The sequence below is a fragment of the Alkalihalobacillus trypoxylicola genome, from assembly GCF_001590785.1.
GTDB lineage: Bacteria > Bacillota > Bacilli > Bacillales > Bacillaceae_D > Alkalihalobacillus > Alkalihalobacillus trypoxylicola.
Map to the genome: position 1 here is coordinate 81,468 of NZ_LTAO01000040.1, position 25,669 is coordinate 107,136.

The following is a 25,669-nucleotide window of genomic DNA, read 5'->3' on the forward strand; positions in this document are numbered from 1 at the left end:
TACATTATATGAGTTAATAAGAGTGTCGGACCGACATAATCTTCGGAAAGGAGGCTGATAGAAATGATTAAGCGATATGAGGTGATTTCTGCTTAGCAGAAATCCAAATCAACGGGCCGCAAGCTTTTTGCGGCCTCTTTATTTATTAGCTTAAGAAGCTTAAGAAGCTTAAGACTGTTTTTCACTTAATGTTCAGATTATAATAATAGAAATGGATTGAAAGGAGTTGTTCATATTGATAAACGTAAATACTTCATGTAATGGGGTTATAAGACGGGTTATTCAAAAGGAGGACGCTTTATTTGTCATACAAAAATGGAAAAGAGGTACTGCCCCCTAAGCTATTAAAGGAATTACAAAAATATATTGACGGTGAATGTATTTATATCCCTAAAAGAAATAAAGAACGTGCGGGCTGGGGAGAAATAAATGGTTCGCGCCAATTAATTGCTAAACGAAACGAAGAGATGTATAAGCTTTATCATCAAGGCTGTTCTATTGAAGATTTAGAGAAACAATACAATTTAAGTGCTGAGAGTATCCGAAAGATTGTGTATCAAATTCGCGGAAAGTTAAAATCCGTTAAACTTTAATAAATAGATGAACATGTGTGAATTTCAAAAAAAACGTAGTTATCGTCATTGTTAATCGATAGACTACGTTTTTTTATTATTTCGAAAAACCATCTCTTATAAACCTTCCTAAATCATGAGTAACCTTAATATCATGTAAAATCATCATAAGCACTAATAATACAGGACCAATAAATAAACCGATTGCACCAAATAATTGTAATCCAGCAAAGAAGGAAATTAAGACAGCAACTGGATTTAAATCTAAACTACTAGAAAGAACTTTGGGCTCAATTAATTGTCTAATGACCACTACAATTCCATACAAGATAACAATACCAACCCCTAAGCTAATATTTCCTGTAATGAACAAATAAATAAACCAAGGAATTAAAATAGTTCCAGTACCAAGATACGGAAGTAATTCAGCAATTCCAATAACAACGGCTAATGTAAAAGCATAATCTACTTGAAGAATAGTTAACCCAATAATGACAATAATCGCTGTTGCGAACATAATGATTACCTGAGCACGAACAAATCCAAATAAACGATTTTTGATAGCGCGATTAAAATCCTTCACTCTTAATCTAAAGCCATATGGAATGGTTTTTTTGAAAAAATTTTGATATTGCGCCCAGCTTTTGCCCATAAAATAAATACTTAGTAAAAAAAAGATAAAAGCTACAAAGAAGGTGGGCAATCCTAATAATAAGTGCGTAAAACGGTCGACAATCCCTTGTCCTAATTGACCTAGTGTAGAAGCAAGCTGAGTACCTAATTGTAAAATACTTTGCTTAAATGCTTCCTGTTCTTCTATACTAAAACGATTAAATAATCCCAATGCTTCTTGCCAAAAAGGAAAAATGACGTTATTAAAATAATTTTGAATGCCAATTGAAGCCATTTCAACCCAACTAGGAATTTGCATAAAGAAATTACGTAGACTATAAAACAAAAGGAAGGCTATACCAGTCAAAATCCCACTTATAATGAGGACTCCACCTAATAGGCCAAATAAGCTTGCAAAACCAGATGAAAGTCTTAATTTATTTTGAAGAAATCGCACTAGTGGCTGCAAAAACCAAGCGAATAGTGCAGCAAACCAAAAAGGATATGTAAGTGAAAATAATTTAAGAAACAGCCAGCATACAACAATAATAATAGCTGCTAGTAAAACAGCCCGCAATGCCATCCATGCATGAGCTTGAGTCATCGTTTATTCCTCTCTTTCTCTAAAACGAAAAGCTTAACATTTTACTTTGATCATTTTTTTATGTTTTCATTATATTATATACATTATATTCAAAATAAATCGTAAAATCACTTTATTATAGACAAAGCAAATTCCAACAAAATTTGGTAGTAATTACATCATAGCGTTGATTAAAAAAATAAGCAATTTATGTGATTATTTTAAAAAGTTATAGAGATAATAACCAAAAGAAGGGAGCGATGTAAAGGTGTTATATGAACAATTTTTAATAGAAGTTGCGATTGATTTTAAATCTTTATATCAGGACTTTGAAACAGAGTTGCTAATTACAGGAGATGTGAGAACCTTCGAAGAATATTTCCGAAATGTTGTTAATAATGGAGACATGATTGAAGAAATTATCATTGAAGCAGAAAGATTTGGTGTTAAAAATGATTTATTTAAAAAGGAATTGTACAATAAAGTAAAAAACTTTAATGGATTAATCGAAAATCGAATCAATCAATTACAATCTCAAATTGATGATGGATACGATAATAGTGAGCAATTATTTGAAGCAAAAACGGCCAGTAATTTATTAAAACAGTCCTTATCATAAAAAAATCTTTTTCCGTCTCAAAACTATGAGTATACTCATTTAATGAGATTAATTTCTCTTTTTTTATTTTGGATCCGATAATATATATTATGTAAACTTATGAAATGAATTTTTTAATTCTCTCATTTTTCATTATGCTAGACAAAATTTCAATAATCGTGCCCCCTTTCTTTTCATTAACTCATATAAAAAAACGACTTTAACAGCCGCTTTCTTTTTATTTATGATGAATCATTTCTTAATCTGTCAGCGTTATTTCTATCTCTAAACCTGCATCTTTTGAGTGGATAGCTTTTATGGTTCCGCCTTGACTCTCTATATTTCTTTTACTAATAGCTAAACCGAGACCGATATGTCCGCTGTTACTACGGGATGGATCTGTTTGATACAGGGGCTTAAAAATGTGCTCGACTTCAGATTCTGCTATGCCAGGTCCCTCATCTTTTATAAAAATTTTTACGAAATGGTGATCCTTTTTTATTGAGATATAAATAGAACCTTCCACTGGGCTAAATCTAATAGCATTAGATAGGATATTCTCCATAGCTTGATATAACAGAAAATGGTCTGCAGAGATTACAATACGCTCCATTTTTTTAATGACTTTTACCTCTTTTTTGTTTTTTTGATAGTCTAAATCGTCTAGAATATCTTCAATTAACTGGTTCAAGTCTATTTTTTCTTTTGAGATATGCTCACTAAGGTAAGATGAGCGGTTATAGTTTGCTAATAAACTTAATAATTGATCCATTTTTAATGCTTGATTCGTAGCTTTTAGGATATACTTTTCTCGTTTTTCTTCATTTGTGGCTAATCCATTTGTTAAACCTTCCAAATAACCCTTTAAACCGAATAATGGAGTTCTTAAATCATGGACAATGGATGAAACGAATAAATTTCGATCGTTTTCATACTGATTTCTTTGTTTTTTAAGTGTGGCTAAATGTTGATTCATTTGCTCATATGCTGAAGTTAAATCATTAATTTCTCGTATTCTTGAGTCTGTTATTTTTATAGAATGATTTTCATTAGCTATTTCTTTAGACGCTTTATTTAATGCTATAATAGGCTTTATCATTTCATTTCTGACTAAAAACAAAAAGATAAATAATATGATAAGGATTACAATTATTAGTATAAACATCATAACTGATTCACTTGAATTAGAATTTTGCATTGAAAAATCCCAATTATTTGGACTTGTGTAAATATAACCTAATATTTGGTTATCCTTATCTAATACGGTTGTCCTATAGGAGGATTCTGTTATTAGCTTCTCTTCGTTATCGATGATGGATTGATTCTCATGACGCATGTTTCGATAAATTAACTGATTCGAGCTATTAAAGATTTCAACATTAACCCCTTCTTCTTCTACTACATGATCTAAATGCTTTATGTTTTCTTCAGAGTCATTAAAAATTTCCTCAAGTAATAATTGCTCTTCCAACCAAATGTTTGGGTTATCAAAGTAATTAGGTTCACTAAAATAATCAAATACTACGTGATCATATATTTTGAGTAGGAGAAGTGGGATGGCAATTAAACAAATTGAAAAAAAGACTAATAGCCAATTAATTGGGAGCGACTTCTTATTGTTCATCGTCAGTTACCATGATTAAGCGATAACCTAGCGTTCTAATATTCTTTAATTTCAAAATATGATTATATTCTGCTAATTTATCTCTTAATTTTGTTATGTATACTCTAATAATTTGCGGATCATAATAATCGTCTTTCCATACTTTTTGTAAGATTTGGTCATATGAAAGAACATTCCCTACATTTGAATATAAGTAAGAAAACAATCTAAATTCATTAATACTCATATCCACCTTATTCCCTAAAATGTAAATTTCCATGGATGAATGGTCTATATGTACGGCTCCAGACCCGCCTCTATGTTCAATACTATCTTCTACGTTAAATAGTTGTCGCCTATGTATAGCATTAACTCGAGCTACTACTTCTGCAGGATTTGAAGATTTCGTTATGTAATCATCTGCTCCGATTGTCAAACCTCTTATTTTATCAATATCCCCTTCTCTAGCACTGAGAAATAAAATCGGAGTAGTACTAAATTCACGTATTTTTTTACAAAGTGAGAATCCATCCTCTCCAGGCATCATCACGTCTAACAAAATAATGTCTACTAAACTTTTATTTAGAATAGTTATTGCTTCGTCCGAGTTAGACGCAGTATAAATGCTGTAACCTGCTGCTTCTAAGTAATCACTCATTAACTCCAAAATATCTTGTTGATCATCAACTAATAATATATTCTTTTCGAACAAGCTCTTCCCCCTCCTTTTCCAATTTCAGTATATTATGACTGATTACTGAATTCAATTAGTCATTTATAAACGTTTTTTAATTTTTCTTTTATAAATCGCTTATAAATAAAATATAGTTCATTTATTTTTCCTTGTTAAAGTGTGTGCAAGGAGGTTTTATTAATGAACATATTAACAGGTAAATCTATTACGAAGAAATTTGGTAATAACGAAAAGAACAGTGTATACGCATTAAAATCAATTGATGTCACTTTCGAGAAAGGATCATTTACGGCTATTATGGGAACGAGTGGCTCAGGAAAGTCCACCCTTCTTAATATGATTTCAGGTTTAGATACACCTACGAAAGGTTCGTTGTTTTTTAAGGATATAAATTTGAAAGAACTTGATGATGATGAATTAACTTCATTGAGAAATAAATATTATGGGTTTGTCTTTCAATTTTTTCATTTGATTCCAGTTATGAATGTAATGGATAACATCACACTACCTAATTATTTTACTCAAGAAAAACGAAATGAACACTCTTTAAAAAAAAGAGCACGGAGCATTCTGAATGATTTAGGCATCGAACAATTAGCCACATCCTTCCCTTCAGAGCTCTCTGGTGGGCAGCAACAACGTGTAGCCATTGCAAGAGCTTTAATCAATCAGCCTGAAATATTATTAGCTGATGAACCAACTGGAAGTCTCGATTCCAATACTTCAATCTTAGTAATGGAGCAATTACAAAGATTAAATAGTGAACATAAACAAACAATCATCACGGTTACTCATGATGCCAAAGTGGCTGCTTATGCAGATAGAGTCTTAATGATGCATGATGGTTACATTGTTGAAGAGCAAACTCTTTCAAAGTTGGATCATTATGAAAACAAAGTAATGTATCTGTCACAGTTACTTAATAGTATTGGAAGGAAAAACAAATGAAATTAATTAGACTAGCTTTTAAGCTAATATACGAGCAGAAATTACGCAATCTCCTAATGATTCTAGGGGTTAGTTTAGGGGCGATGATTATTACAGCCTCTCAAATATTCATTGCATCGATCGAAGAATCGAATGAAGCTTCTGTAAAGGATCTTTTCGGAGAAATTGATTTATATGTTGGACATCAACTAAATCTTTCACACGACTCAAGGATACCAGTTTCCGATGATGATTTTAATCAAATAAGAAGCCTTGAACAAGTTAAAGAGCTTACCCCCGTTTCCTATCCTTATCTTGGTATGGAAATTGAATATGATTTGCATGACGAGATTTATGTTGGCTTTAAAAATGAACCGCTCGCCTATGAAACGACGATGGTTGAGATTGGGGTTCAAGAACTCCCCGGAGCTGCAGAAGTAATTGTTTCTCCTGCTTATGCAAAATTAAATAATATTAATGTGGGAGATGTGATCAAACTTCCTTTCCCACCAAAAGAAGAGCAACAAGTAAAAGTGGTTGGCTTATCAGACGATAGAGAGTATTTAAATCGAATATTACTTTTTAATTATGACTGGTTAGAATCCGTAACAAGAGAAGGTCCTAATATGTTAATGCTTAGTTTAGACTCTTATCGTTCTAAACAAATGGTTGCTGAACAGATTCATTTGATTAATCCCGATTTAAAAATAGATTTCTTATACGAAGCGGATGAGCAACGTGAAAATATAGGGGGTCTTTATCCAATATTAACCGCACTTAATGTAACTATCCTTATTGTTAGTGGGTTACTTTTAATGAGTATCCTTCAAATTTCTATGCAGAATCGCCAACATCAATATGCTGTAATGAGAATTATCGGTGCTTCTAAAAGCAAGATATTTCAATTAAGCTTAATAGAGTCATTTATAATTGGAAGTATAGGACTGCTAATAGGTATAGTTGTAGGAATGATTGTTCCATTATTAATACTTATGAACTCAATTTCTTTTGCGGATATAGAGGTTACGAATATTTCAATACCTTGGTTCACTATCATCTTTTATAGTGTTATTTACGTGGTGCTAATAATAGTCTCAGCATCTATTCCAGCTATGAAAGCTAGCCATTCACCACCTATTGAAGCTTATCAAAATACGAGTAAGAGTCATGCAATCTACCGAATTAAACATATGTATTTCATGATAGCATTCATAGTATGTGTGTTGATATCACTATTTAGTATTTTAATCAATCATGCCATGTGGCACATCGTTTCAATGATAGCTCTTTTTAGCTCTATGATCCTGTTCACCACTTATTTTTTACATTACGGTTTAAAGATTTCTATCTTTTTAATCGAGAAATTCAGGAATGACCATTTTTTAAAGCTCATTCCACTTAATGCACGAAGACAAATGCAAAAAAATAAGCAAATAGCAGTTATCTTATTAGTAAGTGTTTCAATTAGCATAATTGGGTTTACTACTTTAGATAGTATGAGGAAAACATCCATTGAACAGTTATTCAACCTCAATCCAACCGATTATAAATTGACAGAAATGGCTTACGGAAATGAAAGGATCCATTCAAATGGATTTACTCCTGAATTATTTAACCGCTTAATTGAATTAGACAATGTTGAAGAGCATTCGTTGTTTTTTACTAAGCCTTTAATGTGGTTGACTGTAAATTTGCCAAATCAAGCAGCTGGGTTATATCCTATTGAACATTCAGATTCATTACAAGCCTTAGTTAGAATTACTGGTACAGATATAGAAAGGTTAATGAAAACTTCTAGCATTATAGAAGGGCAGGAAGATATAAATGCTCTAACGGCCAATGAAGTTATCATTACTTTAAGTGCAGCGAATGCAATGGGCTACAACATTGGAGATACAGTCGAAGTACTTAATGATGTAAATAATGAAATTTATTACCTTACTATTGGAATGATTATTGATCATAGTATGATGCTTGGAGATGATAGTGAGTTTACTTTACTATTAAACCCTACTCAAATGAAAGATTTATTTGGTGTTGTCAATCATTCAGAATTACTTATTGATTCTACAGATAGTAAGTTAATTGATCAAAAGACGCTAGAATTTGTCATTAATGATCTAAATCTTCAACAGGAAGTTACGATTTACGATCGCTATGAGGCAGTAAATGATTTCTTAGCTCAATATAACCAACGTATGATTATATTATTTTTAGCGACTGGCTTTATGATAGGCTTATCTATCATCGGCCTAATGAATAACTCAATCAGTAGCATAAAAGAAAGACTACCAGAATTATCTATCTTAAGAGCCGTCGGCTTAAGTAAAAAGCGACAAACCTTCTCTTTAATTATAGAAGGTGCATTAATATCGATTATTTGTGGAGTGGTTGCAGTAGTGATGTCACTATGGATTTCTGTTCACTTAAATCTGTCGTTAAGTAGCGAGATTATTTCTCTTCCATTTCAAACCTCTTTCGTGATGCTATTGTTATCACCGTTAATTGGCTTAACTGCCTTCATCGTTCCAGCTATTTGGGCGTCGAGAAAAGATATCCTTTCTCATATTAAATAGTTATAGGATCAAGAACCTAACTTTGGTTTTTGATCCCTTTTAATATGAAAATAACCAGATTCTTTTACGCCTTGTTACAAATATTACCTACCCTTTATTTTATTTGTTTTTTCTTTTCACTATGGATTTCTCTTAAAAATAGGAATAATGGAAGACCAAATGAAACACCCACTGTCAGTGTTCCTATTATAGGAAAATATAAATGTTTCATCCCCTTCTTTTTTCCGTCATATAAAATAAATCCAATTAGCACTATGGCTGCTACGATAACGTCCAACCATGCAAAAGAACTAATGTTCGATTGGGAGACTTCATTAATTAATTGTGTTACATTAAAACCATTTTCATATAACCAAGGAATGAATTGTGAATACGGTAAAAGGAAACCTAGTATTGTTAATATTCCATAAAAGTACTTCATTCTTACCTCCTTATTTTTACAAAGACGTTATGGTCCCTTCCCTATCTCAATTAGAACGCTAAGAATATTTTCTGCAATCATCACTTAATCCGTAACATCCTTTATGTCTAGATTTCGCAGTATTTCAAAAATCGCTAAACCATCACTTACATGCTTCTCACTGTACTTAATTGGAAGTAACGCAAAAAAAGCATAATAAACAGAAAAATATCCGAATTGATAGAAATAGGTGGCTTCAGGAAGAATATTTATTGAAATCATCACATTTAATACGATCATCGTACCAATGTTAAAGATGATTCCTCCTGCATGTACTAAAATATGAGCTATTTTATGATTCGTTTTTAATCCTCTATAGCTACAGGAAGAATCGGCAATATAGATTCTTTTTATGGAGATAGAGCCAATAGTAAAAATCGTTTTTCCCCTGCCGATAACCAGGTTTGAAGTTCCCCCAAAAAATTTAGCCATCGACCAATGACCTAACTGATGAATAAGAGAAACCAAAGGAAGAATGAGGAAAAACGCCCAAAATGCTGTGATTAAATCACTCCACTCAAACATGTTAAATCATCTCCTTTTACCATTTTCTGTTCCCATTTTGAATGAGGTAAAACGTAATCAAAGGGTTTTATAAACATTTGTCATAAAAATGTTATGATTTTGAAAAAATAATAAATGACTAGTAAACTAAAATGCTATTGGCATAATAACAAATATTTCATAAATGATTAATAATAAAACTCCCAATATAATATATTTATACATAAAATCATCGTAAGAATAATGCTCATAAACCAAATGCTTTTTTCAAACCTGGAAATGCTTTGATTTTTTAAAGTGATACTAAATACCCACAATTAATCATAGATAGAGCAATATAAATAAGGTTTAAAGTTAAAAATGGTTGGAGAACGGAATAGCTGACCATCGATAAAATTTTATAAATAATCCAAACCATGTTCTAGAATTTTAGAAACAGATGCCCATTCAAAAATAGTATTCTCGTCTACAAGAATTTCTTCTTCTATATTTGCATAACCATGCATTTTGGAAATGACTTCATCATCATTTATGATAATGGTCGTTAAACCAGCCATATTTTTTTGGTGTGTCTCCAAGTAATGATCGATTTTATTTTCAAGTAAAATCGAATCTTTTGCTGCAAACGTAGTTGGTGAATGATAGCCGAATAAAAACGAAATAAATAAAAGGCAAATAAATGTCTTTATAAACTTTTTGTTAAGCTGATTCAATGTATGTTAGACCCCTTTTTATCTATTAAACGGTTATTAGTGTGTGACATTTGATAGATGGTTTCTTAGTATGGATGGTATTATTATGCGTATGTCCTATAAAGTTGAAAATGATGGTTCTCGTGTATTCCGATTAAATCTACACTCTGTATTAAATTTGGATAATGGGCAATTGGGTCAGGGAATTTAATTTGACCAGCTTGATTTTCTTCATAGACTGCTACCATTTTTTCAAATAGAAGAGTTTCATTATTTAGCTCAAGTAACAATTGATTGAATGAAATCTTTCTTTCAATATTTTTAGGTGGAATTAAAATAAACGGAGCCTTCATCGGCTTTTTATGTGTTTTTCTATATTGACTGTATATGTCATGGCTATTCTTTAAGTAGATTTGATTAGAATTTTTTAAAAAAATCTTAGATATAGGCAAATAAAAGATATTTAATCTCCTAAACCACTTAATCAATAAGTATAGGTGATAATACGTTTCTCCTAATGACCATTTATCATCGTGGATTCTGTGCCATTCTTTTCCTTTGTAAAGATCCAAAATATCTTTCATCGTATTTCTTTGTTCATATATTTTATGGAAATGTGCTCTCATCGTTTCACTTTTCATGACTTCCTCCCTTCTTAGTAGGTTCAAATATCTTTGTTTACTTATTTTGTTAATGCTGTCTTTTATTATAACGTTCTTGAAAGAATCGTTCTATCGCTTTTCATATAAATAAAAAGCAAAAACTAAGAAGGTCCTATTCCGTTTGTAATAATGATCGTATACAATTTATTTATAATTGATAATAATTATCATTTAGATTCTGGATAGTTTACCTTTACACTCACTGTGGTATAGTTATGTAGAGAATAGAACTACTCAATGTCACCTTTTCAGCAAAATGGTTATGATCGTTCAACCAACTGTAAATACTAGTATAAATAGGAGTGATTTTATGTTATCAGAAAATCTTATTAAAGCATTAAACCGTCAAATGAATATTGAATTTCAAGCTGCGCATGATTATATGGCAATGGCTGCTTATTGCGATCATAATAGCTATGATGGCTTTGCTAATTTCTTTCTAATGCAAGCTACTGAAGAGCGCGAACACGGAATGAAGGTTTATACGTATTTAAACGATAAAGGTCAGCAAGCTGTTTTTTCAGAAATTAAAACACCAAAAGCAAACTTCGGTTCACTTGTTGAAACCTTTGAAGCGGCATTAGTTCAGGAGCAAAAGGTGACAAAAAGTTATTATGAAGTATACGGTATTGCTCAAGACGAACGTGAATACCAAACTCTTTCTTTTCTGAATTGGTTTTTAGATGAACAAGTTGAAGAAGAGTCAATGTTTGAAACTCATATTGATTATTTAACAAGAATTAAAGATGATTCAAACGCTCTTTATATTTATGAACAAGAATTAGGAAAACGAAAAGTAGGAGAATAGTGAGATATTGATGACCTTCTTCAATCTCATGTAAATAAAAATGAAGCCCGACTCCATTTAAACTCAAGTAAATGTGTCGGGCTTTTTTTTTAATAAGTATATTGAAATGATATGATATGATTATTTAAAAGGGATGGCTTAAACAGATGTTGCACCTTGTCCCCCATCAATACGATAATAAGAACCTGAAATGAAGGAAGCATCATCAGAAGCTAAAAACATCATTAACTTCCCAATTTCCTCGGCAGTAGCATAACGATTCATTGGTACACTTGCTTTAAATTGTTTTCTAGCTTCTTCAATGTTATCAGGGCTTGCATTTTTCTCTATTGCGTGAACCATAGCTGTATCTACTCCAGATGGAGCAACAGCATTGACACGAATTTGATGTGGGGCTCCTTCTAATGCCGCAGATTTTGTCAAGCCTATTACAGCGTGTTTAGAAGCAATATATGGAGCCATGCCAGGTGAACCTAATAACCCTCCGTTAGAGGCTGTATTTACAATCGCTCCAGATTGTTGTTCTTTCATGACCTTCATAACATGTTTAAGACCTAGAAATACCCCAGTAGCATTAACGTTCATGACATTTTGGAAATTTTCAATGGACTGTTCGGTAATGTCGCCAAAATGACCATTAATCCCAGCATTATTAATAAAAACATCAATTCTACCAAAATGATTGACTGTTTCCTTTACAAATGCTTGTACCTCGTCCTCACTACCAACATTTCCGGACAACAGTAAACTTTCTGATAGGTTTAGTCCTTCTTCTTTAGCTGAATTTTCTAATCTCCCTTTATCTAAATCAACTAATGCTAGCCTTGCTCCTTCATTCTCAAACAGTTTAGCCGTTTTTATTCCTATTCCACCTGATGCTCCTGTTATTAATACGACTTTATCTTGAAATTTCATTTGTAACTTCTCCCTTCACTATATGAGAATAATTATTAACTTACAAAATGTATTATCACTTATTTTTAGTAAGAAGTAAAGTATTATGCTCATCAGCGCTCTCTGTTGATGGTCACTTCTTTTGCCACTGTTTTATAAGATTACCTATATAACTAAGATTATTCTTATGATAGAAAGGTATTTCGTCTATAACGGGTATAAGCTTATACATTTTCTAGAGCTGTTAATACATTAATTATAGTTAGTGATGTGCTTAAAGGAGTGTTGACATGAAATATCAAAATCGAACAAACAGTTCTTGTCATGCTGTTCCTAATATAAATCTTTCGCATAAAAAGCCATTTTTCCCTAAGGTGGGACCAACCGGTCCTATCGGGCCAGCAGGAACAACTGGAGCACCAGGTGTAACGGGTCCAACTGGAGCCACAGGAACAACAGGGATAACTGGAGCACCAGGTGTAACAGGACCTACAGGCGTAACAGGGATAACCGGACCTACCGGTGTAACGGGAATAACAGGTGCCACAGGAACAACAGGGATAACCGGCGTAACGGGTCCTACGGGACCAACGGGTCTACAAGGAATAACCGGACCTACCGGTGGGGCGGGTGGCCCAACTCCTTTTTTTATACAAACGACTACAATGGGCTCCATTGAGACGGAAATACCCTTTAATGCAGGAGCGGGAAACAATCAAGCGATTGGAGCGCTTGTATTTATTCAACAGTCAACGATCGTCACCGAAATGTCCGCTTATATCATTCAGACTGGGACCGCTACTGGTGACTTTCAAATGGCTATTCTTGAGCCTGAAACGAATACAACAGCAACAGTAATCGCTGTAACAAGTATGATGGCTAATATTACAGCGGGAATTTTTACATTACCTTTAGTGTCGCCTGTTCTTTTAAATGATGATTCTATCTATTATTTAGCTGTTTATAATCAAGTGAATGGTTCAGCCATTGCAGGTAAAAACAGTGGATTTGGTAGTGTTCAAGAGGTCCCACCTATAAATTTCAGGGCACAAAATTTAACGGGTTTTACAGTTGGTCAATCAATTAATACGAGTGATGTATCCCTGCAATTAAGTCCATGGTTGGCTGCTGAATAAAAGAAATAAAAAAGCAAAGATGCTCTAAAATCATCTTTGCTTTTTGGATTACATTTTTATAAGTATCTTACTGTTTTTTTAATGTAATGACATGAAAGCTTTGAGCGGGTAGCATTGCTTGTAAATGTCCATTCTCTAGCGTAGCATTTCCATTTGCATGTGGAGTGACGTTATTTGGATTCTCTTCGGTATTAACTGCTTTAAGGTCGTCATGCACTAATACAACATGTTTATCAACTATATAGTTTTCAAATTGACGTAAATCAGCTGAAAGCTCCATCTCTTCGGAAGGTTTCAAATCTTTGTTAACAGCAAAAATGGTGAGCGTCTCATACTCCTCATTCATGATCGCTACTGAATCTAAAAAAGGCGTATCTCCATGCTTAGATTCATAGAACGGAACTTGAATTTCCGTATTTAATACTGTTCCTCGACCGAGGTTACTAATAAGTTCAAAAGGATAATAAATGGTTTGCTTCCAAGCTCCAGTATCAGAGGTCATAATCGGAGCAATAACATTGACCAATTGAGCTAAGCATGCAATTTTAACACGATTTGCATGACGAAGAAGGGTAATCATCATCCCAGCCACTAATAAAGCGTCCTCGAAATTATAAACGTCCTCTAATTGATGAGGATGCTGACTCCAAGGCTCGATTTTTTGATCTTGTTCATTTGAGTGATACCAGACATTCCATTCGTCAAAAGATAGGTGTATGTCCTTTTTACCACGTTTTTTAGCTTTTACCGCGTCACAAATGGAGATTACTTGTTTTATAAATTGATCCATCGCTACAGTATTGGCTAAAAAGTCTGCTGAATTATTTTCACGATTTCCATAGTATTGGTGAAGTGATAAATAATCTACTTGGTCGTAACATTCCATTAAGGCGGTATCTTCCCAAGTTCCAAAGGTAGGCATCGTTAATGAAGAGCTCCCACAAGCAACCGTCTCTATCGTCGGATCTAACATTTTCATAGCGCGTCCAGCTTCGGATGCTAAACGACCATATTCATAAGCGGTTTTATGTCCTTCCTGCCAAGGTCCGTCCATCTCGTTTCCAAGACACCAAAGCTTTACATTATGAGGCTCTTCCCAACCATGCTTACGGCGAAGGTCACTATAATAGCTACCACCTTTAATGTTGCTATATTCAAGAATATTTTTGGCAGCTTCAATTCCACGAGTACCTAAATTAACGGCCATCATACATTCTGTTTTTGCTTTTTTTGTCCAATCCATAAATTCATTGAAACCAAATTGATTAGATTCAATGACACGCCAAGCTAAATCAATCGTAGAAGGACGCTCTTCTTTCGGACCGACACTATCTTCCCAGCGATAGCCTGATACAAAGTTCCCCCCTGGGTATCGAACAACAGGAACATTTAACTGCTCTACTAAATCTAGAACATCCTTTCTCATTCCTTGCTCATCTGCAAATGGACTGTCTGGCTGATAAATACCTTCATAAACGGCTCTTCCTAAATGTTCAATAAATGAACCATAAATTCTGTTATCTACTTCTCCTATTTGAAAGTGCTTATTAACGTGTAAGGTTGCTTTTTTCAAGATCATCTCTCCTTTAATATTCTGAAGGTTTTTTATGATAATTTTTTAAGCGTTTATACTCTTCATTCGTTATGTTTAAAATAGTGCCATGCTTAAACCCATATGGAAACGAAAAGGAAGATTCACTACGGATAAAATGAGCACTTGCCAATTTATCCGCTATAAAAGGAACATAGCCTTGCCCTTCTGCTCCCGTTCCATAATAATCTAAAAATAAACACCAGCGGCCATCGTCTGCTTTTACTGCTGTAGGAGCTTCGTAAACTCCTGATTCCAAATGAGCCATACTTTGATCAAAATTTTCCATTCTTTTAAAGGGACCTGTTATATGTTTAGATGTTAAAAGTATGATATTATCAGGAGCTCCCTCACTTTTAACAAATAAATAATAGAGTCCATCCTCTTCATACATGGCAGAATCGATTACACCACTATCTTCTTTGTTATAAAGAATCTCTGGCTTTGTAAATGAGTGAAAATCTATTGTACGTGAATAAAATATCGCTTTATTTGTAAAGTTGTTTCGAGAGTAAGAAGACGACCAATGAATAATGTAGTCTTTTTCAATGGAATCATAGATAATATCAGGTGCCCAAAGACAACCTAATTCTTTGTCTCCTAGTTTTATGAGTTCTTGACGCTCCCAATTGATTAAATCTTTGGAGCGCCATAATACTAATGATTTACTACCATTTCTTCCGATTTCTGCCCATGAGTCATTATATTGATTCAGCATCCCATAAGACAGACTTAAATCTGTGGCCATTATGATAAATTCGTTATTTTCTGTACGTATAATCGTATGATCTCGAACACCCTTGTCCCCAAAATAGCTCCAAAGAACAGGGTGCCCGTTGTTTACTTCTTCCCAATGATAGCCATCTTGACTAACACCAAAGTAAACTTGTTCACCATCTGGAGTTCGCTTTTCTTTAAAGTGAACAAACAAATACGCTCCCATACTATTCCTCCTCTCTACTTATCGATAGAATACAGTAAAAACGCTTTCAAAAAAAGATGGTTTCTTCCGATATTCTTGACACTTCTTCCAGTATTGATATACTAAAGTTTGGAGGGGAATCTATGTTTCTATTAGATTATTGTGATTATAGCTGCCATAACCCGAATCATGATCGTATTTATAGACCGAATGGTTTAGGTTTTTATTTGTTTTTAAGGTTTTATAAGCCTATGAGACTTGTTTTAAATGATAAAATCGTAATCACTAAAGCAGGGGCCTGCATTTTATATACACCTACAGCTCCACAGGATTATGAGGCTATTCAAGAATTTCAAAATAGTTATGTTCATTTTAGTACAACGAAAGAGCAAGTCGAACTATATGAAATTCCATTAAATAAGGTCTTCTACCCTTATCATTTAGAAAAGATGGATGAGTTATTTCAACAGCTTCAATCTGAATTTTTATCACCATCTAAATTGAAAAATGAAATGATGGATGCTTTATTACGCCATTTATTTGTGGAATGCTCTAGGCAGTTGGATCAGCCACTTGAGTCCAAGGAATTTGGTGTGCTATATCATTCCTTTTTAAAACTACGCTTAGAATTAATTACACAATGTGAGAAGGATTGGAAGGTTTCTGAACTTTGTAAAATGGTACATCTTGAAAAGAGTCAGTTTTATACGTATTATGAAAAGTTTTTTTTCATTTCACCGAAAGCTGATTTATTAAATGCGCGGATGAATAAAGCGAAACAGCTACTAAAGAATAAAGCATCTATCATTCAAATAGTGGCGGAGAGCTGTGGCTTTTTTAGTGCAAGTCATTTTTCAAGACAATTTAAAAGAAGTACAGGTTTTACGCCAAAGGAATATCGAGAAAAACAGCTTCTCTAACATAGACAGCATATAATTTAAAAAAAATAACTATAATCTGAAATGCTACATACATGAACAACAAACGGGACCCTTCTTCTTACTAGAAGATTGGGTCCTGTTACATTTGATGATGGGAGCGAATAGCATAAACACTTTCATTATAAGTTGATTCTCTTTTTTTTGCCTGTCCTTCCAAATGATTAGGTACCTTATGTCTTGGAGGAATTTTTCACTTCGATCATTTATATATTTTTAGCATCGTGTTTGCATTTTTTTGAAATTCGTATGGAACGGCTAACTCTTCTACTTTCCAGCCTTGTTTTTGTATTGTATCCATCAACCTTTTTAAAAATGGAGGTCTATTTCCTATAGAATCAACTAAAGGAAAGATCCGCACTTCTGCTGTAGATACCCTTAAAAGCTCATCTATCACTTTTGGATGAAAAGCAAAATCTAGTTTATCACTATACATAAAGAGAAAATGAGCCGACAAAGTTATATCAAATTGTTCATCTTTAAATGGTAATGAAGGTAAAGTAACAGGAATATAGCTTTCTCTATTAATCTGCAAATCTTTTATAAATTCTTTTAAAGCTTTTATTCGATATTGCTTTAGCGCTTCTAAGTCCTTAAAATAATCCCATCTATAATTTCTCGGTTTTTTTTTCATATGTTCTGTGACATGACTAATATCATTTAGACCCTTTGTCTCTAATTCTTCTGCCGAAAAGCTGTATGCAATATCACCTGCTGTAGCATTTACCCCTAATTGCTTAGCGATAGCTGTAAATGAACAAGCACCTGCGGGACAATCAAGAACTCGCTTCCCTTTTAAATCGTCTATAGAAAGGGAAAATATTTTTAAATATTCTTCGTATGTTCTACCTATGAATACGATTCGGTCTAAATTCAACTTTCTACCTGCCTCATCTTTTCTCATCTCCGCTCACCTCACTATAACATTTCAATAAAACATTCAATTATCCTTTAAATATGTAACACTTCTTGAGAGTATTAGGCATGGATATCTTCCGTTCCTGCTTCGAGAGCAGAATGATAATGGGAAAGTTTTAGTTGAATTTTAGGGTGGATTCTTTCGTATACTTTTGACTAGTATCGACATACTATCACAGAAGTCTAACGATTAAAAAAAGGAGATTATATCATGAATATAATGCGTGCTAAGGAAATTGCTGAATCACCTATTATGGCCAATGTTACTTATGATGGAACACCGATTTATATTCAACATGTCAATGAAGGAAGTAAGACAGCAAGGGTCTATTCCCTTGAAAATCCGGACAATGAACTTGAAGTATCTTTGAATAGTTTGATGGAACATTTTTAAGGAATAAGGAATGGTTTAGAATGAAAAAGGCTGTTTTTTTGGATCGAGATGGAGTCATAAATGAGGTTTTGACTAGAAGAGTGAAATTTGTGAATAATCCCAAAGATTTTCATTTAATGAAAGGTGTAGGAACAAGCATAAAATTATTAAATGATGCAGGAATATTGGTTTTTGTCGTGACCAATCAAGGTGGTGTTGGCTTAGGGTATTTAAAGGAAACAATGTTACAATCGATTCATGAAAAAATGAAGAAAGATTTATTAAAGTATAATGCTACTTTGGACGACATCGCCTACTGTGCTCATAAGCCTAATCAAGGTTGTCTCTGTCGAAAACCAGAAGCAAATATGCTTCTTCAATTAGCTGAAAAATATCATATTGACTTACCTTTAAGTATTATGGTTGGCGATCGTGAACCAGATATAAAAGCTGGGAAAAAAGCAGGCTGCAAAACGATTTTAGTCCATCAAAGAACGTCAGATTGCTTTGGTGCAGATGCTAGTTTCCCTTCCCTACATGATGCCATTCCGTGGATTCTAGAACAAATGATTGAAGCTTAGTATTTAAAGGAACGTTTGCTTTTTCTGTTGTATTAAAAGTTGCTGGCGATTTTCACCATATAAAATCCAAGGAGTAGAAATAGTAAAAGTATGCTCAGCTGGTATAGATAATAGTTGTTGATCGCTTAAATCGAGCCAAATCTGCGTATCAGACTCTTTGTGTATGGGTTTGGCATCATAAAAAGTTTGTATCGTTTTCCATAAACCAGGCTGTGTCCAAATATCATCATAAGGATAAATGACATGGACGATAGGCACCCCTTTTACGTCATTTTTTAAAAGCAAACAGCGGGTTTTAGACTCATTTTCAAAAATAGTCCATTCCTTTATCTTTTCGTTAGAAAACAAAGCTTCACTTGCTGGAAATGGGTAGTAGCATTCATAACCAAAGAGATTATTAGAATCGGAATAATTTTCTAATAACCATCTCTTTTTTTCAGTAAAATCATTTATTTTCCTCCATAACTCCCCTACCCTTTTTAAGGACCCCACGTCATTAGTCGTAGCATGATAAATGAGGGGATACGATTTGAGACCTAATTTATTTAAGACCTTCATAGCAGATGGATTGTCTTTTTGAGTGTTGCCACCTATCCATTTCACTTCCGGCTGTTTTAGGGCCTCATTCATAACAAATTCCAACAATTTCGAAGCATAGCCTTTTCCTCTATAGGAGAGGTCGCTTCTTAAGCGGCCAAGCATGGCGTATTCATCAGCAAACATGGTATACCCACCGATACTAACTAATTGGTTTTGCTCGAATAAACCATATAAAAAATGAGGTTCTTCCATTAGTTGATCGTAAATATGTAATACATAATCATCTTCTATTCCTGTGTTCATTTGTTCAAATAAAAGCTTGTCTTCTTTGTATAAACGTCTAATTTCCATAATGATCCCCCTAGCTGGATGAAGTCTTTTCTCTAAATGATCATAAAATTATTATAAAGTCTCAGATTAAAATAAGGAAACAGAAATTATTATATTAATTAATTTCATCATTCATATCTTATAATGAAAACCGAACGATTAGGTTTTTGATTTTCACTTTAGGTAGATGTTTTCCCAAGGGCTTGTCTTCAGCTAACTCTGACTACGCAGMGCTTCGTCAGAGTGGATCTTCAGACTGCACTGATCCTTTGGGAGTCACTACCTACCGTTTCAATCAAGAAGTTAATTAACAAACATTTGATTTTTAATAAAAACCGAACGATTAGGTTTTTGATTTTCACTTTAGGTAGATGCTTTCCCAAGGGCTTGTCTTCAGCTAACTCTGACTACGCAGCGCTTCGTCAGAGTGGATCTTGATCCTTTGGGAGTCACTACCTACCGTTTCAATCAAGAAGTTAATTCGGTTTATAAGAAACGTTCGGTTTTATTCGTTTATAGAGCAATTATGAAATTCACTCATATAAAAAAATTTTATAAGTTTTACGGGTAAATTGGTAAAAAAATACCATAATTGAAAGGTGGCTTTTCATTACTTTACTGAGCTTTTTCCACTCATACTAGACAATTACCCGCACATCTTGCTCATTAAAAAAGAATAAAAAAACGAATCCGAAATGAAACGGACTCGTTTTACTTTTACTTTTCTTGTTAAACTTCTTTTTGTTTCTGAGGATGACTTTTATCTTTTTCAAAAAACAAAATTAGTGATGGTAATAATAATCCTCTTACTAAAAATGTATCGATTAATACTCCGAGTGATACGATAAAGCCAAAAACAAACAAATCGGCGATAGGCATAGTCATGAGTGCAGCAAATGTAGCAGCAAGAATAACACCAGCAGAGGAAATAACACCACCAGTATGAGTAATCGCTTTTTCAAGAGATTGTTTGACTGAATGCTTTCTTCTTTCTTCTAAAAACCTCGATACTAAGATGATATTATAATCGATTCCTAATGCAACCGAGAATATAAAGGTATAAATTGGAACTCTCGTACTTATAGCATCATAACCAAAAAGGACATCTACAAGGAAAATACCTAAACCTAAAGCAGACAAATAGGAGAAAATAATCGTTGCCATCATATAGCTGGCCATTCGCAACGAGCGCGTCATAAATACAAGCAATGCCAAAATTAATAACGTTTCTAGTACAACAATAAGAACAATATCACGATTATTGACGCTTCTTTCATCTGCTAACTGTGCAGTTGTTCCCGCAAAGTATTGTTGTCCATTAATGGAAAGGGATTGTAATTGAGCCTCTGCTTGATCTCGTATCTCATCAATAAATTCAATCGCTTCAATCGAGTATGGATTAATCTGAAGAGCCATGCTGAGTTTAATTGACTTTGCATCATCTGAAATATTTTCCAGTGAAGTAGTGGCTACTTCTTCTAAGGATGAATAGTCATTAATGATATCGTCAATTTCTTCTTCTGTCCAACTGTTATCATTTTCAATTAATAAAGTAGTTGGAGCAATTTCCCCTTTATCATAGTTATTTTCAACTATTTCATATCCCATCCTTGAAGGCATGTCTTCTGGGAAGTTCTTTACGAGATCAAACTCAAATTCCATATTAAAAATATTTAGAGATGTGATTAACAATAACAATGTGACAGAACCACTAGCAATACCGGGCTTCTTAATCACAAATCGGGCAACTTTATTCCAGAAGGTATGTTTATTTTGGGACGTATCACCGTAATTTGGTACTTTTGGCCAAAAGGCTTTACGACCAAATACAGTAAATAGAGCAGGTACCAAGGTTATCGATGCTAGGATAATAAAGACGATCGCCACACCAAATATAGGAGCAAAGTTTTGATATTCTCTAAAAGTAGCGAAAAACAAGATGAGCATCGCTAAAAGAACGGTACCTCCTGCAATAAATACCGGTTCAGCTGTAGCTCTCATCGCTAAGCGCATGGCGTCATATTTACTATTATGTGAATAAAGTTCTTCTCGATATCTTGAAAAGACAAATAAAGAATAATCAATGACTGCAGCAAATAAAAGAATGCTCATAATGGAGGTCGTTTGATTATTGATTTCAAGACCACCTGCTCCAAGAAAAGCCAAACTTTGATTAGCTATTTGGAATACAATGCCTGTTGCAAGCAATGGAATGAAAGCTAGCAATGGCGAGCGATAAATGCTTATTAATAAAAATAATATAATAATGACAGTAGCTATTAACAGAACAAAATCAGCTCGTTCAAACAGTTCTACCGTTTCTCCCGCTATCCCTGCTGGTCCCGTAACAAATAATTGAATACCACCAGATTCCGCTAAAGCATGATCACCTATTTCTGTTATTTCTTTATTAATTTCTAAATAATCCTTACTACCTAATTCTGCCTCCAATTGAAAAGGAACAATAAATGAAGATTGGTCTTCTGAACGAAATTCCTCCAATGCCGGTTCTGGAAGTTGGGAAATATCTAAAACAGAATCAACTCCTGCTATCTCTGCATCCATTATAGCTGATACCGTGTCTTGCACTTCCTGCCTTTCGACACTGTTGTCTGCCTGATAAAAGACTAAAATACCTGGAGTCCCTTGCTCATTAGGAAAAATAGTTTCAATTTTATTAGCAGCTATAATCGAATCCGCATCTTCTGGTAAGGGTTCAAAGTTAGATACCTTATAATCGTTAACATTTGGTCCAAAACTTAATAAAATCATGACCAGCAACCAAATGGAAATGGTAATCCAAGCCCCTTTTTTAGTTGAGACGCGGTCTGTAATAGGATGTAAAAACTTGTTCAAATTCAAGCCCCCTTAAAAAAATAAGTAACTAATTAACCATAATTATGTTCCCCTAATAATGAAAAATCAAACTTAAGCTAAGTAGAAACACCTAATTTTTTCCATCATTCTGTATAAGCCCTGTTTTACCCAGTTTAATTAAATCTTCAGTTTTCGGGGATATTGTTTTAACATTGGATTTGATTGCTTATTTTACTGCTCACTCAATAGACTCTTTCCAAGACTGCACGGCTCATTTATATGTTGTCCGATGGACCGGAAGCAACGGTTTGCCTTTCAAATGTAAGATGAAAAGAAATTTAAGACATTAATTAAAGCGATAACAAACCGCCCATCGCGGTAAAAGATAAGTCTTATTACTGTTTGAAGGATTTTCTACACGTAGTTTCTCACTCTTATTATGGTCGATAATGACCTGGACGTTTTTTACATTTCGCTAGCATAAGTGCAGCTGTTTCACGCATTTCTTGTAATCCTGAGATTTCTGCATATTCTGCTACAGTAATGCCGCTTGTTGTTAGAAGTTCTACAATGTGCTCATCCATTCTAGACCATGTTTTTCCGCCAGCATTATCATAAGCTTCGATTAACTTTGACAGTCCATCACTCCCAAAAAGAAGCTGATGGGCCATGAAATCAACAGATACATCAGCAATACCAACTTCTGTCCAGTCAATTAAGCCTGTTACTTGATGATTTTTGTTGATGAGTATATGGCCTGGATGTAAGTCGCCGTGCTTTACTCCTACATGGGAGGGCCAGAGAGAGTCAGTAGCAAGCCAGGTTTGCCAGCGCTCCCATAAATTTGTGTTGATTTCGTATTGTTTCCTCACCATTTCCATTCGTTTTTTCATGGAAGCTCTTAACTCCCTGGCATGAACAATTTCAACTCCGATATGTTGGAAGTCTGCTTGAGGCAATGAGTGTAATACGGCAAGGGATTTCCCTAATGATTGATAATAGTCAGATGGAACATTGGATTCATCAAAATTCCAAATATACTTTTGTAAATCAATATCAATGGTTGCTGCAGGAAGTCCGCTTAATTGCTTATAAGCAATTAATTCTTCAGAGAAGATAGACCAATCCGGAACTTGAAAACTTGAATGACGCCGGATAATATCTAATGCTTTTTTCTCTTGGTGTGCATGTCTCATTGACTGCAGTCTACGTGGAATTCTTAAAATCCATTTATCGTTATGCTGGTCTTTGGCGTAGGCTACTTGAAAGTCAACACCTGATTCATTGATTTTGATACTGTTTTCTACAATATCCAATCCTTTATTTGTTGCTAATTGCTTAATTTTAAGTGTATTCATGCTTTTTCCTCCATTAATCTTTCTAATATAGTGGTTTCATTCTTTTTTCTTGTATTTCATTTTTTTAAAGATTTAAAGGAATGTAGTCAAAAAAAACCACAGACGGTCTGTTGTCTGTGGTGAAGAGTAAACGAGGTATAGCAAAAAACGTCATACTGTATATGAGCGTACAACTGACATACAAAAAAGACAGATGAATATCTGCCTTTCTTCACGTCAAAAGTATAGACTTCTCCGTAGAAGATGATTAAAAATGTGCAGACTACTCCCGAATACTCTGCTTAATGAAAACAGAGCCTTTGAACATATTCAGTTACTTATTGTTCAAAGTTTTCTGGCGTAATCTTCCTGATAGCATCATTTTTAATAACCCTCCTTTTCGTAATCTAACAAAAACTATACATTTACTTATAATCATTGTCAATAAAGATCTTCAGTACATATTCTCATGCTGCGGGGCAACATATTGCTTTCACCAAGCTCTGTCACCCTGTCGGGCAATAATCCGTCGTAAATTTCTTTTACTTCTGTGTAGCTATATGTTATCAAATCCATCATGTTATTTTGCTTGATAGTAGCTTATTTTAAGGCTACGTACATTTTAAAATTAAAAGTAAAATTCCCTAGTGTTGAGAATTTTACTTTTTTATAATAGCTAATTCATTTGTCATTCGATTTCTAAATTCGGTATCTTTTAAAAATTTCAGTTTAAAACCATTTAAATTTCGAGATAATTTTGTTTGTTCTAATGAAGTTAAATCATTTGTAAAAAAAGCCATTTCAGTTTGGTTACCTTCTTTATCTGTAGCGTACATTGCTGTAGTCAGAATAAATGCCGTAGAACCACCCTTCTCCCCTGCGTGCATTAACCATTCACGATTAGTTGGATGTGACATCAGTTGTTCCATAACAGGTTCTAGGTATTTGTATATATCATCATCAAAGTATGTTTTACTGTTTAAATTATCCATAATATCCACATAGGTAGCAGTAGTAGATCGAGGTAATCGGTCGGACCATATTCTTTGAATATTCAAGTCTAGATTTTTTAGTATTTGTTTTTTATCTTGATCCGTCGGTGGTTGACTTATCCATTTTTTATGGATGTTAATGGCCCTTTTACGGTACTCTGAAATATCCATATTTTCCAATAATTTAAGTAATTCCTGTCTGGTTACATTTTTTTCATTTAATAACTGTGTAGGTATAAACATCGCACTAACTAACGGATATAATGGTTCGTGATTAGAAATATTTAAGTCTACTAACACAGTATTAATATTTTCAAGTCCTAGCAATTGCATTAAGTACTCAGTGTTAGCATTTGAACTGTAGGTAATCATTCCCTTAGCTACATCACTTAAAAAAACTGTCTCCATCCCTTTCCCATCATCTAAGCTAGCAATCCACGCTTCATGTGCACCACCGTCTGTTTTAGGAATGTAAAAGGTGTTTAACTCATCTAAACTAACTTTTTGTAACGAATTAATTTGTCCTTTTGATGCTTGTCGTGCATATTCAATTGCTACAATAATTTTGACCGTACTTGCTAAAGGTAGTAAATTTTTAGAATTAATATTTACCCATTCTTGATCATTATAATTGATTGAAAGCGCAACTTTATCGCTTTCTAAATGCTCTTTCACAAACTGCAAAATATATTCTGGATTATCTTTTTTTATTTTCTTCTTAAACATGTATATTCCGGTTCCTAAAATAAGGATAAGAGAAATTACAGCAATCCCTATAATCCAAATGATCATTTCCAAATTAATTCTCCTCCTCATTTTTATTAATAATATTCCTACGATTAATGAGTTAATAAAGTTTCAATTTAGAATATATCCATAGCTTTTCTAAGAACTAATATTGTCATTTTCTTACATTTATAAATCGGCATTTTCAGACACAAACGTTTATCAGCTATTACTTTGCCAATGGTTGGCTACGCTAGACATACATAGAAATAAAAACATAAAA

24 protein-coding genes are annotated in these 25,669 nt (G+C 33.7%); 9 read left to right on the top strand and 15 right to left on the bottom strand.

Annotated features, from left to right (window positions below):
• The first annotated feature begins 302 nt into the window (after positions 1-302).
• Positions 303-593, top strand: a complete 291-nt coding sequence (locus AZF04_RS20180) for a CD3324 family protein (RefSeq protein ID WP_045482077.1) — start codon at positions 303-305, stop codon at positions 591-593.
• Between the two features lie 76 nt (positions 594-669).
• Here AZF04_RS20180 and ytvI read toward each other — a convergent pair whose 3' ends face one another.
• The gene (ytvI, locus tag AZF04_RS20185; RefSeq protein ID WP_061950349.1) at positions 670-1,788 is read right to left on the bottom strand and encodes a sporulation integral membrane protein YtvI; all 1,119 of its coding nucleotides are present in this window, start codon (positions 1,786-1,788) and stop codon (positions 670-672) included.
• A gap of 247 nt (positions 1,789-2,035) precedes the next feature.
• Here ytvI and AZF04_RS20190 point away from each other — a divergent pair, with 247 nt between their 5' ends.
• Positions 2,036-2,386, top strand: a complete 351-nt coding sequence (locus AZF04_RS20190) for a hypothetical protein (RefSeq protein WP_061950350.1) — start codon at positions 2,036-2,038, stop codon at positions 2,384-2,386.
• Positions 2,387-2,624: 238 nt separating this feature from the next.
• On the opposite strand, the gene AZF04_RS20195 is transcribed toward AZF04_RS20190, so the two are convergent.
• On the bottom strand, positions 2,625-3,989 hold the full coding sequence (locus tag AZF04_RS20195; RefSeq protein ID WP_061950351.1) for a sensor histidine kinase: 1,365 nt from the start codon (positions 3,987-3,989) through the stop codon (positions 2,625-2,627).
• Positions 3,979-4,680 (bottom strand): response regulator transcription factor, encoded by a 702-nt coding sequence (locus AZF04_RS20200; protein ID WP_061950352.1) that lies wholly within the window; start codon positions 4,678-4,680, stop codon positions 3,979-3,981. The genes AZF04_RS20195 and AZF04_RS20200 overlap by 11 nt, the downstream gene beginning before the upstream one ends.
• Positions 4,681-4,842: 162 nt before the next feature.
• Here AZF04_RS20200 and AZF04_RS20205 point away from each other — a divergent pair, with 162 nt between their 5' ends.
• Both AZF04_RS20205 and AZF04_RS20210 read left to right on the top strand, forming a co-directional pair.
• Complete coding sequence (locus tag AZF04_RS20205; protein ID WP_061950353.1) at positions 4,843-5,610, top strand: ABC transporter ATP-binding protein; 768 nt, start codon at positions 4,843-4,845, stop codon at positions 5,608-5,610.
• Entirely contained in the window at positions 5,607-8,165 is a 2,559-nt protein-coding gene (locus AZF04_RS20210) for an ABC transporter permease (RefSeq protein WP_061950354.1), read from the top strand. The genes AZF04_RS20205 and AZF04_RS20210 overlap by 4 nt, the downstream gene beginning before the upstream one ends.
• Positions 8,166-8,259: 94 nt before the next feature.
• Here the strand turns inward: AZF04_RS20210 and AZF04_RS20215 are convergent, their stop codons facing one another.
• The 4 genes from AZF04_RS20215 to AZF04_RS20230 form a co-directional block, all read right to left on the bottom strand.
• Positions 8,260-8,586, bottom strand: a complete 327-nt coding sequence (locus tag AZF04_RS20215) for a DUF2834 domain-containing protein (RefSeq protein ID WP_061950355.1) — start codon at positions 8,584-8,586, stop codon at positions 8,260-8,262.
• Positions 8,587-8,670: 84 nt separating this feature from the next.
• Positions 8,671-9,150 carry a hypothetical protein gene (locus AZF04_RS20220; RefSeq protein ID WP_061950356.1) on the bottom strand — a complete coding sequence of 160 codons (480 nt, stop codon included), beginning with the start codon at positions 9,148-9,150 and terminating at the stop codon, positions 8,671-8,673.
• Positions 9,151-9,527: 377 nt separating this feature from the next.
• The gene (locus tag AZF04_RS20225; RefSeq protein WP_061950357.1) at positions 9,528-9,842 is read right to left on the bottom strand and encodes a serine hydrolase; all 315 of its coding nucleotides are present in this window, start codon (positions 9,840-9,842) and stop codon (positions 9,528-9,530) included.
• An 83-nt stretch (positions 9,843-9,925) separates the two neighbouring features.
• Entirely contained in the window at positions 9,926-10,462 is a 537-nt protein-coding gene (locus tag AZF04_RS20230; RefSeq protein ID WP_064504251.1) for a hypothetical protein, read from the bottom strand.
• Between the two features lie 331 nt (positions 10,463-10,793).
• Here AZF04_RS20230 and AZF04_RS20235 point away from each other — a divergent pair, with 331 nt between their 5' ends.
• Entirely contained in the window at positions 10,794-11,291 is a 498-nt protein-coding gene (locus AZF04_RS20235; RefSeq protein WP_045482050.1) for a ferritin, read from the top strand.
• A 138-nt stretch (positions 11,292-11,429) separates the two neighbouring features.
• Here the strand turns inward: AZF04_RS20235 and AZF04_RS20240 are convergent, their stop codons facing one another.
• Entirely contained in the window at positions 11,430-12,206 is a 777-nt protein-coding gene (locus tag AZF04_RS20240) for an SDR family NAD(P)-dependent oxidoreductase (RefSeq protein WP_061950358.1), read from the bottom strand.
• Positions 12,207-12,475: 269 nt separating this feature from the next.
• Here AZF04_RS20240 and AZF04_RS20245 point away from each other — a divergent pair, with 269 nt between their 5' ends.
• Positions 12,476-13,321: a hypothetical protein gene (locus tag AZF04_RS20245; protein WP_061950359.1), complete on the top strand. Its 846-nt coding sequence runs from the start codon at positions 12,476-12,478 to the stop codon at positions 13,319-13,321.
• 67 nt (positions 13,322-13,388) lie between these two features.
• On the opposite strand, the gene arfA is transcribed toward AZF04_RS20245, so the two are convergent.
• Positions 13,389-14,900, bottom strand: coding sequence for an arabinosylfuranosidase ArfA (arfA, locus tag AZF04_RS20250; protein ID WP_061950360.1), 1,512 nt, complete (start codon positions 14,898-14,900; stop codon positions 13,389-13,391).
• Between the two features lie 7 nt (positions 14,901-14,907).
• A complete protein-coding gene (locus tag AZF04_RS20255; protein ID WP_061950361.1) occupies positions 14,908-15,855 on the bottom strand; it encodes a glycoside hydrolase family 43 protein in 948 nt (315 codons plus the stop codon).
• Between the two features lie 122 nt (positions 15,856-15,977).
• On the opposite strand from AZF04_RS20255, the gene AZF04_RS20260 reads away from it, so the two are divergent.
• Entirely contained in the window at positions 15,978-16,754 is a 777-nt protein-coding gene (locus tag AZF04_RS20260; protein WP_061950362.1) for a helix-turn-helix transcriptional regulator, read from the top strand.
• Between the two features lie 220 nt (positions 16,755-16,974).
• Here AZF04_RS20260 and AZF04_RS20265 read toward each other — a convergent pair whose 3' ends face one another.
• Positions 16,975-17,676 (bottom strand): hypothetical protein, encoded by a 702-nt coding sequence (locus AZF04_RS20265; RefSeq protein WP_061950363.1) that lies wholly within the window; start codon positions 17,674-17,676, stop codon positions 16,975-16,977.
• Between the two features lie 225 nt (positions 17,677-17,901).
• Between AZF04_RS20265 and AZF04_RS20270 the strand changes: the two genes are divergently transcribed.
• Together AZF04_RS20270 and AZF04_RS20275 are read left to right on the top strand one after the other, a co-directional pair.
• Complete coding sequence (locus tag AZF04_RS20270) at positions 17,902-18,084, top strand: H-type small acid-soluble spore protein (RefSeq protein WP_061950364.1); 183 nt, start codon at positions 17,902-17,904, stop codon at positions 18,082-18,084.
• A 20-nt stretch (positions 18,085-18,104) separates the two neighbouring features.
• Positions 18,105-18,644: a D-glycero-alpha-D-manno-heptose-1,7-bisphosphate 7-phosphatase gene (locus tag AZF04_RS20275; protein ID WP_061950365.1), complete on the top strand. Its 540-nt coding sequence runs from the start codon at positions 18,105-18,107 to the stop codon at positions 18,642-18,644.
• Between the two features lie 3 nt (positions 18,645-18,647).
• Here AZF04_RS20275 and AZF04_RS20280 read toward each other — a convergent pair whose 3' ends face one another.
• From AZF04_RS20280 to AZF04_RS20295, 4 genes are all read right to left on the bottom strand, one after another.
• On the bottom strand, positions 18,648-19,535 hold the full coding sequence (locus AZF04_RS20280) for a GNAT family N-acetyltransferase (RefSeq protein WP_061950366.1): 888 nt from the start codon (positions 19,533-19,535) through the stop codon (positions 18,648-18,650).
• 708 nt (positions 19,536-20,243) lie between these two features.
• Positions 20,244-22,370 (bottom strand): MMPL family transporter, encoded by a 2,127-nt coding sequence (locus AZF04_RS20285; RefSeq protein ID WP_061950367.1) that lies wholly within the window; start codon positions 22,368-22,370, stop codon positions 20,244-20,246.
• A 398-nt stretch (positions 22,371-22,768) separates the two neighbouring features.
• Positions 22,769-23,689: a macrolide 2'-phosphotransferase gene (locus AZF04_RS20290; RefSeq protein ID WP_061950368.1), complete on the bottom strand. Its 921-nt coding sequence runs from the start codon at positions 23,687-23,689 to the stop codon at positions 22,769-22,771.
• Between the two features lie 638 nt (positions 23,690-24,327).
• Positions 24,328-25,452 carry a serine hydrolase gene (locus tag AZF04_RS20295; protein ID WP_235600045.1) on the bottom strand — a complete coding sequence of 375 codons (1,125 nt, stop codon included), beginning with the start codon at positions 25,450-25,452 and terminating at the stop codon, positions 24,328-24,330.
• Positions 25,453-25,669 lie beyond the last annotated feature (217 nt).

Bases quoted from the DNA above. Each gene is read 5' to 3' on its own strand.
- AZF04_RS20245 (WP_061950359.1), top strand. From the start codon at position 12,476: ATGAAATATCAAAATCGAACAAACAGTTCTTGTCATGCTGTTCCTAAT.
- AZF04_RS20195 (WP_061950351.1), bottom strand. From the start codon at position 3,989: ATGAACAATAAGAAGTCGCTCCCAATTAATTGGCTATTAGTCTTTTTT.
- AZF04_RS20215 (WP_061950355.1), bottom strand. From the start codon at position 8,586: ATGAAGTACTTTTATGGAATATTAACAATACTAGGTTTCCTTTTACCG.
- AZF04_RS20275 (WP_061950365.1), top strand. From the start codon at position 18,105: ATGAAAAAGGCTGTTTTTTTGGATCGAGATGGAGTCATAAATGAGGTT.
- AZF04_RS20220 (WP_061950356.1), bottom strand. From the start codon at position 9,150: ATGTTTGAGTGGAGTGATTTAATCACAGCATTTTGGGCGTTTTTCCTC.
- AZF04_RS20265 (WP_061950363.1), bottom strand. From the start codon at position 17,676: ATGAGAAAAGATGAGGCAGGTAGAAAGTTGAATTTAGACCGAATCGTA.
- AZF04_RS20270 (WP_061950364.1), top strand. From the start codon at position 17,902: ATGAATATAATGCGTGCTAAGGAAATTGCTGAATCACCTATTATGGCC.
- AZF04_RS20295 (WP_235600045.1), bottom strand. From the start codon at position 25,452: ATGATCATTTGGATTATAGGGATTGCTGTAATTTCTCTTATCCTTATT.
- AZF04_RS20210 (WP_061950354.1), top strand. From the start codon at position 5,607: ATGAAATTAATTAGACTAGCTTTTAAGCTAATATACGAGCAGAAATTA.
- AZF04_RS20255 (WP_061950361.1), bottom strand. From the start codon at position 15,855: ATGGGAGCGTATTTGTTTGTTCACTTTAAAGAAAAGCGAACTCCAGAT.
- AZF04_RS20230 (WP_064504251.1), bottom strand. From the start codon at position 10,462: ATGAAAAGTGAAACGATGAGAGCACATTTCCATAAAATATATGAACAA.
- AZF04_RS20240 (WP_061950358.1), bottom strand. From the start codon at position 12,206: ATGAAATTTCAAGATAAAGTCGTATTAATAACAGGAGCATCAGGTGGA.
- AZF04_RS20235 (WP_045482050.1), top strand. From the start codon at position 10,794: ATGTTATCAGAAAATCTTATTAAAGCATTAAACCGTCAAATGAATATT.
- AZF04_RS20260 (WP_061950362.1), top strand. From the start codon at position 15,978: ATGTTTCTATTAGATTATTGTGATTATAGCTGCCATAACCCGAATCAT.
- ytvI (WP_061950349.1), bottom strand. From the start codon at position 1,788: ATGACTCAAGCTCATGCATGGATGGCATTGCGGGCTGTTTTACTAGCA.
- arfA (WP_061950360.1), bottom strand. From the start codon at position 14,900: ATGATCTTGAAAAAAGCAACCTTACACGTTAATAAGCACTTTCAAATA.
- AZF04_RS20280 (WP_061950366.1), bottom strand. From the start codon at position 19,535: ATGGAAATTAGACGTTTATACAAAGAAGACAAGCTTTTATTTGAACAA.
- AZF04_RS20205 (WP_061950353.1), top strand. From the start codon at position 4,843: ATGAACATATTAACAGGTAAATCTATTACGAAGAAATTTGGTAATAAC.
- AZF04_RS20290 (WP_061950368.1), bottom strand. From the start codon at position 23,689: ATGAATACACTTAAAATTAAGCAATTAGCAACAAATAAAGGATTGGAT.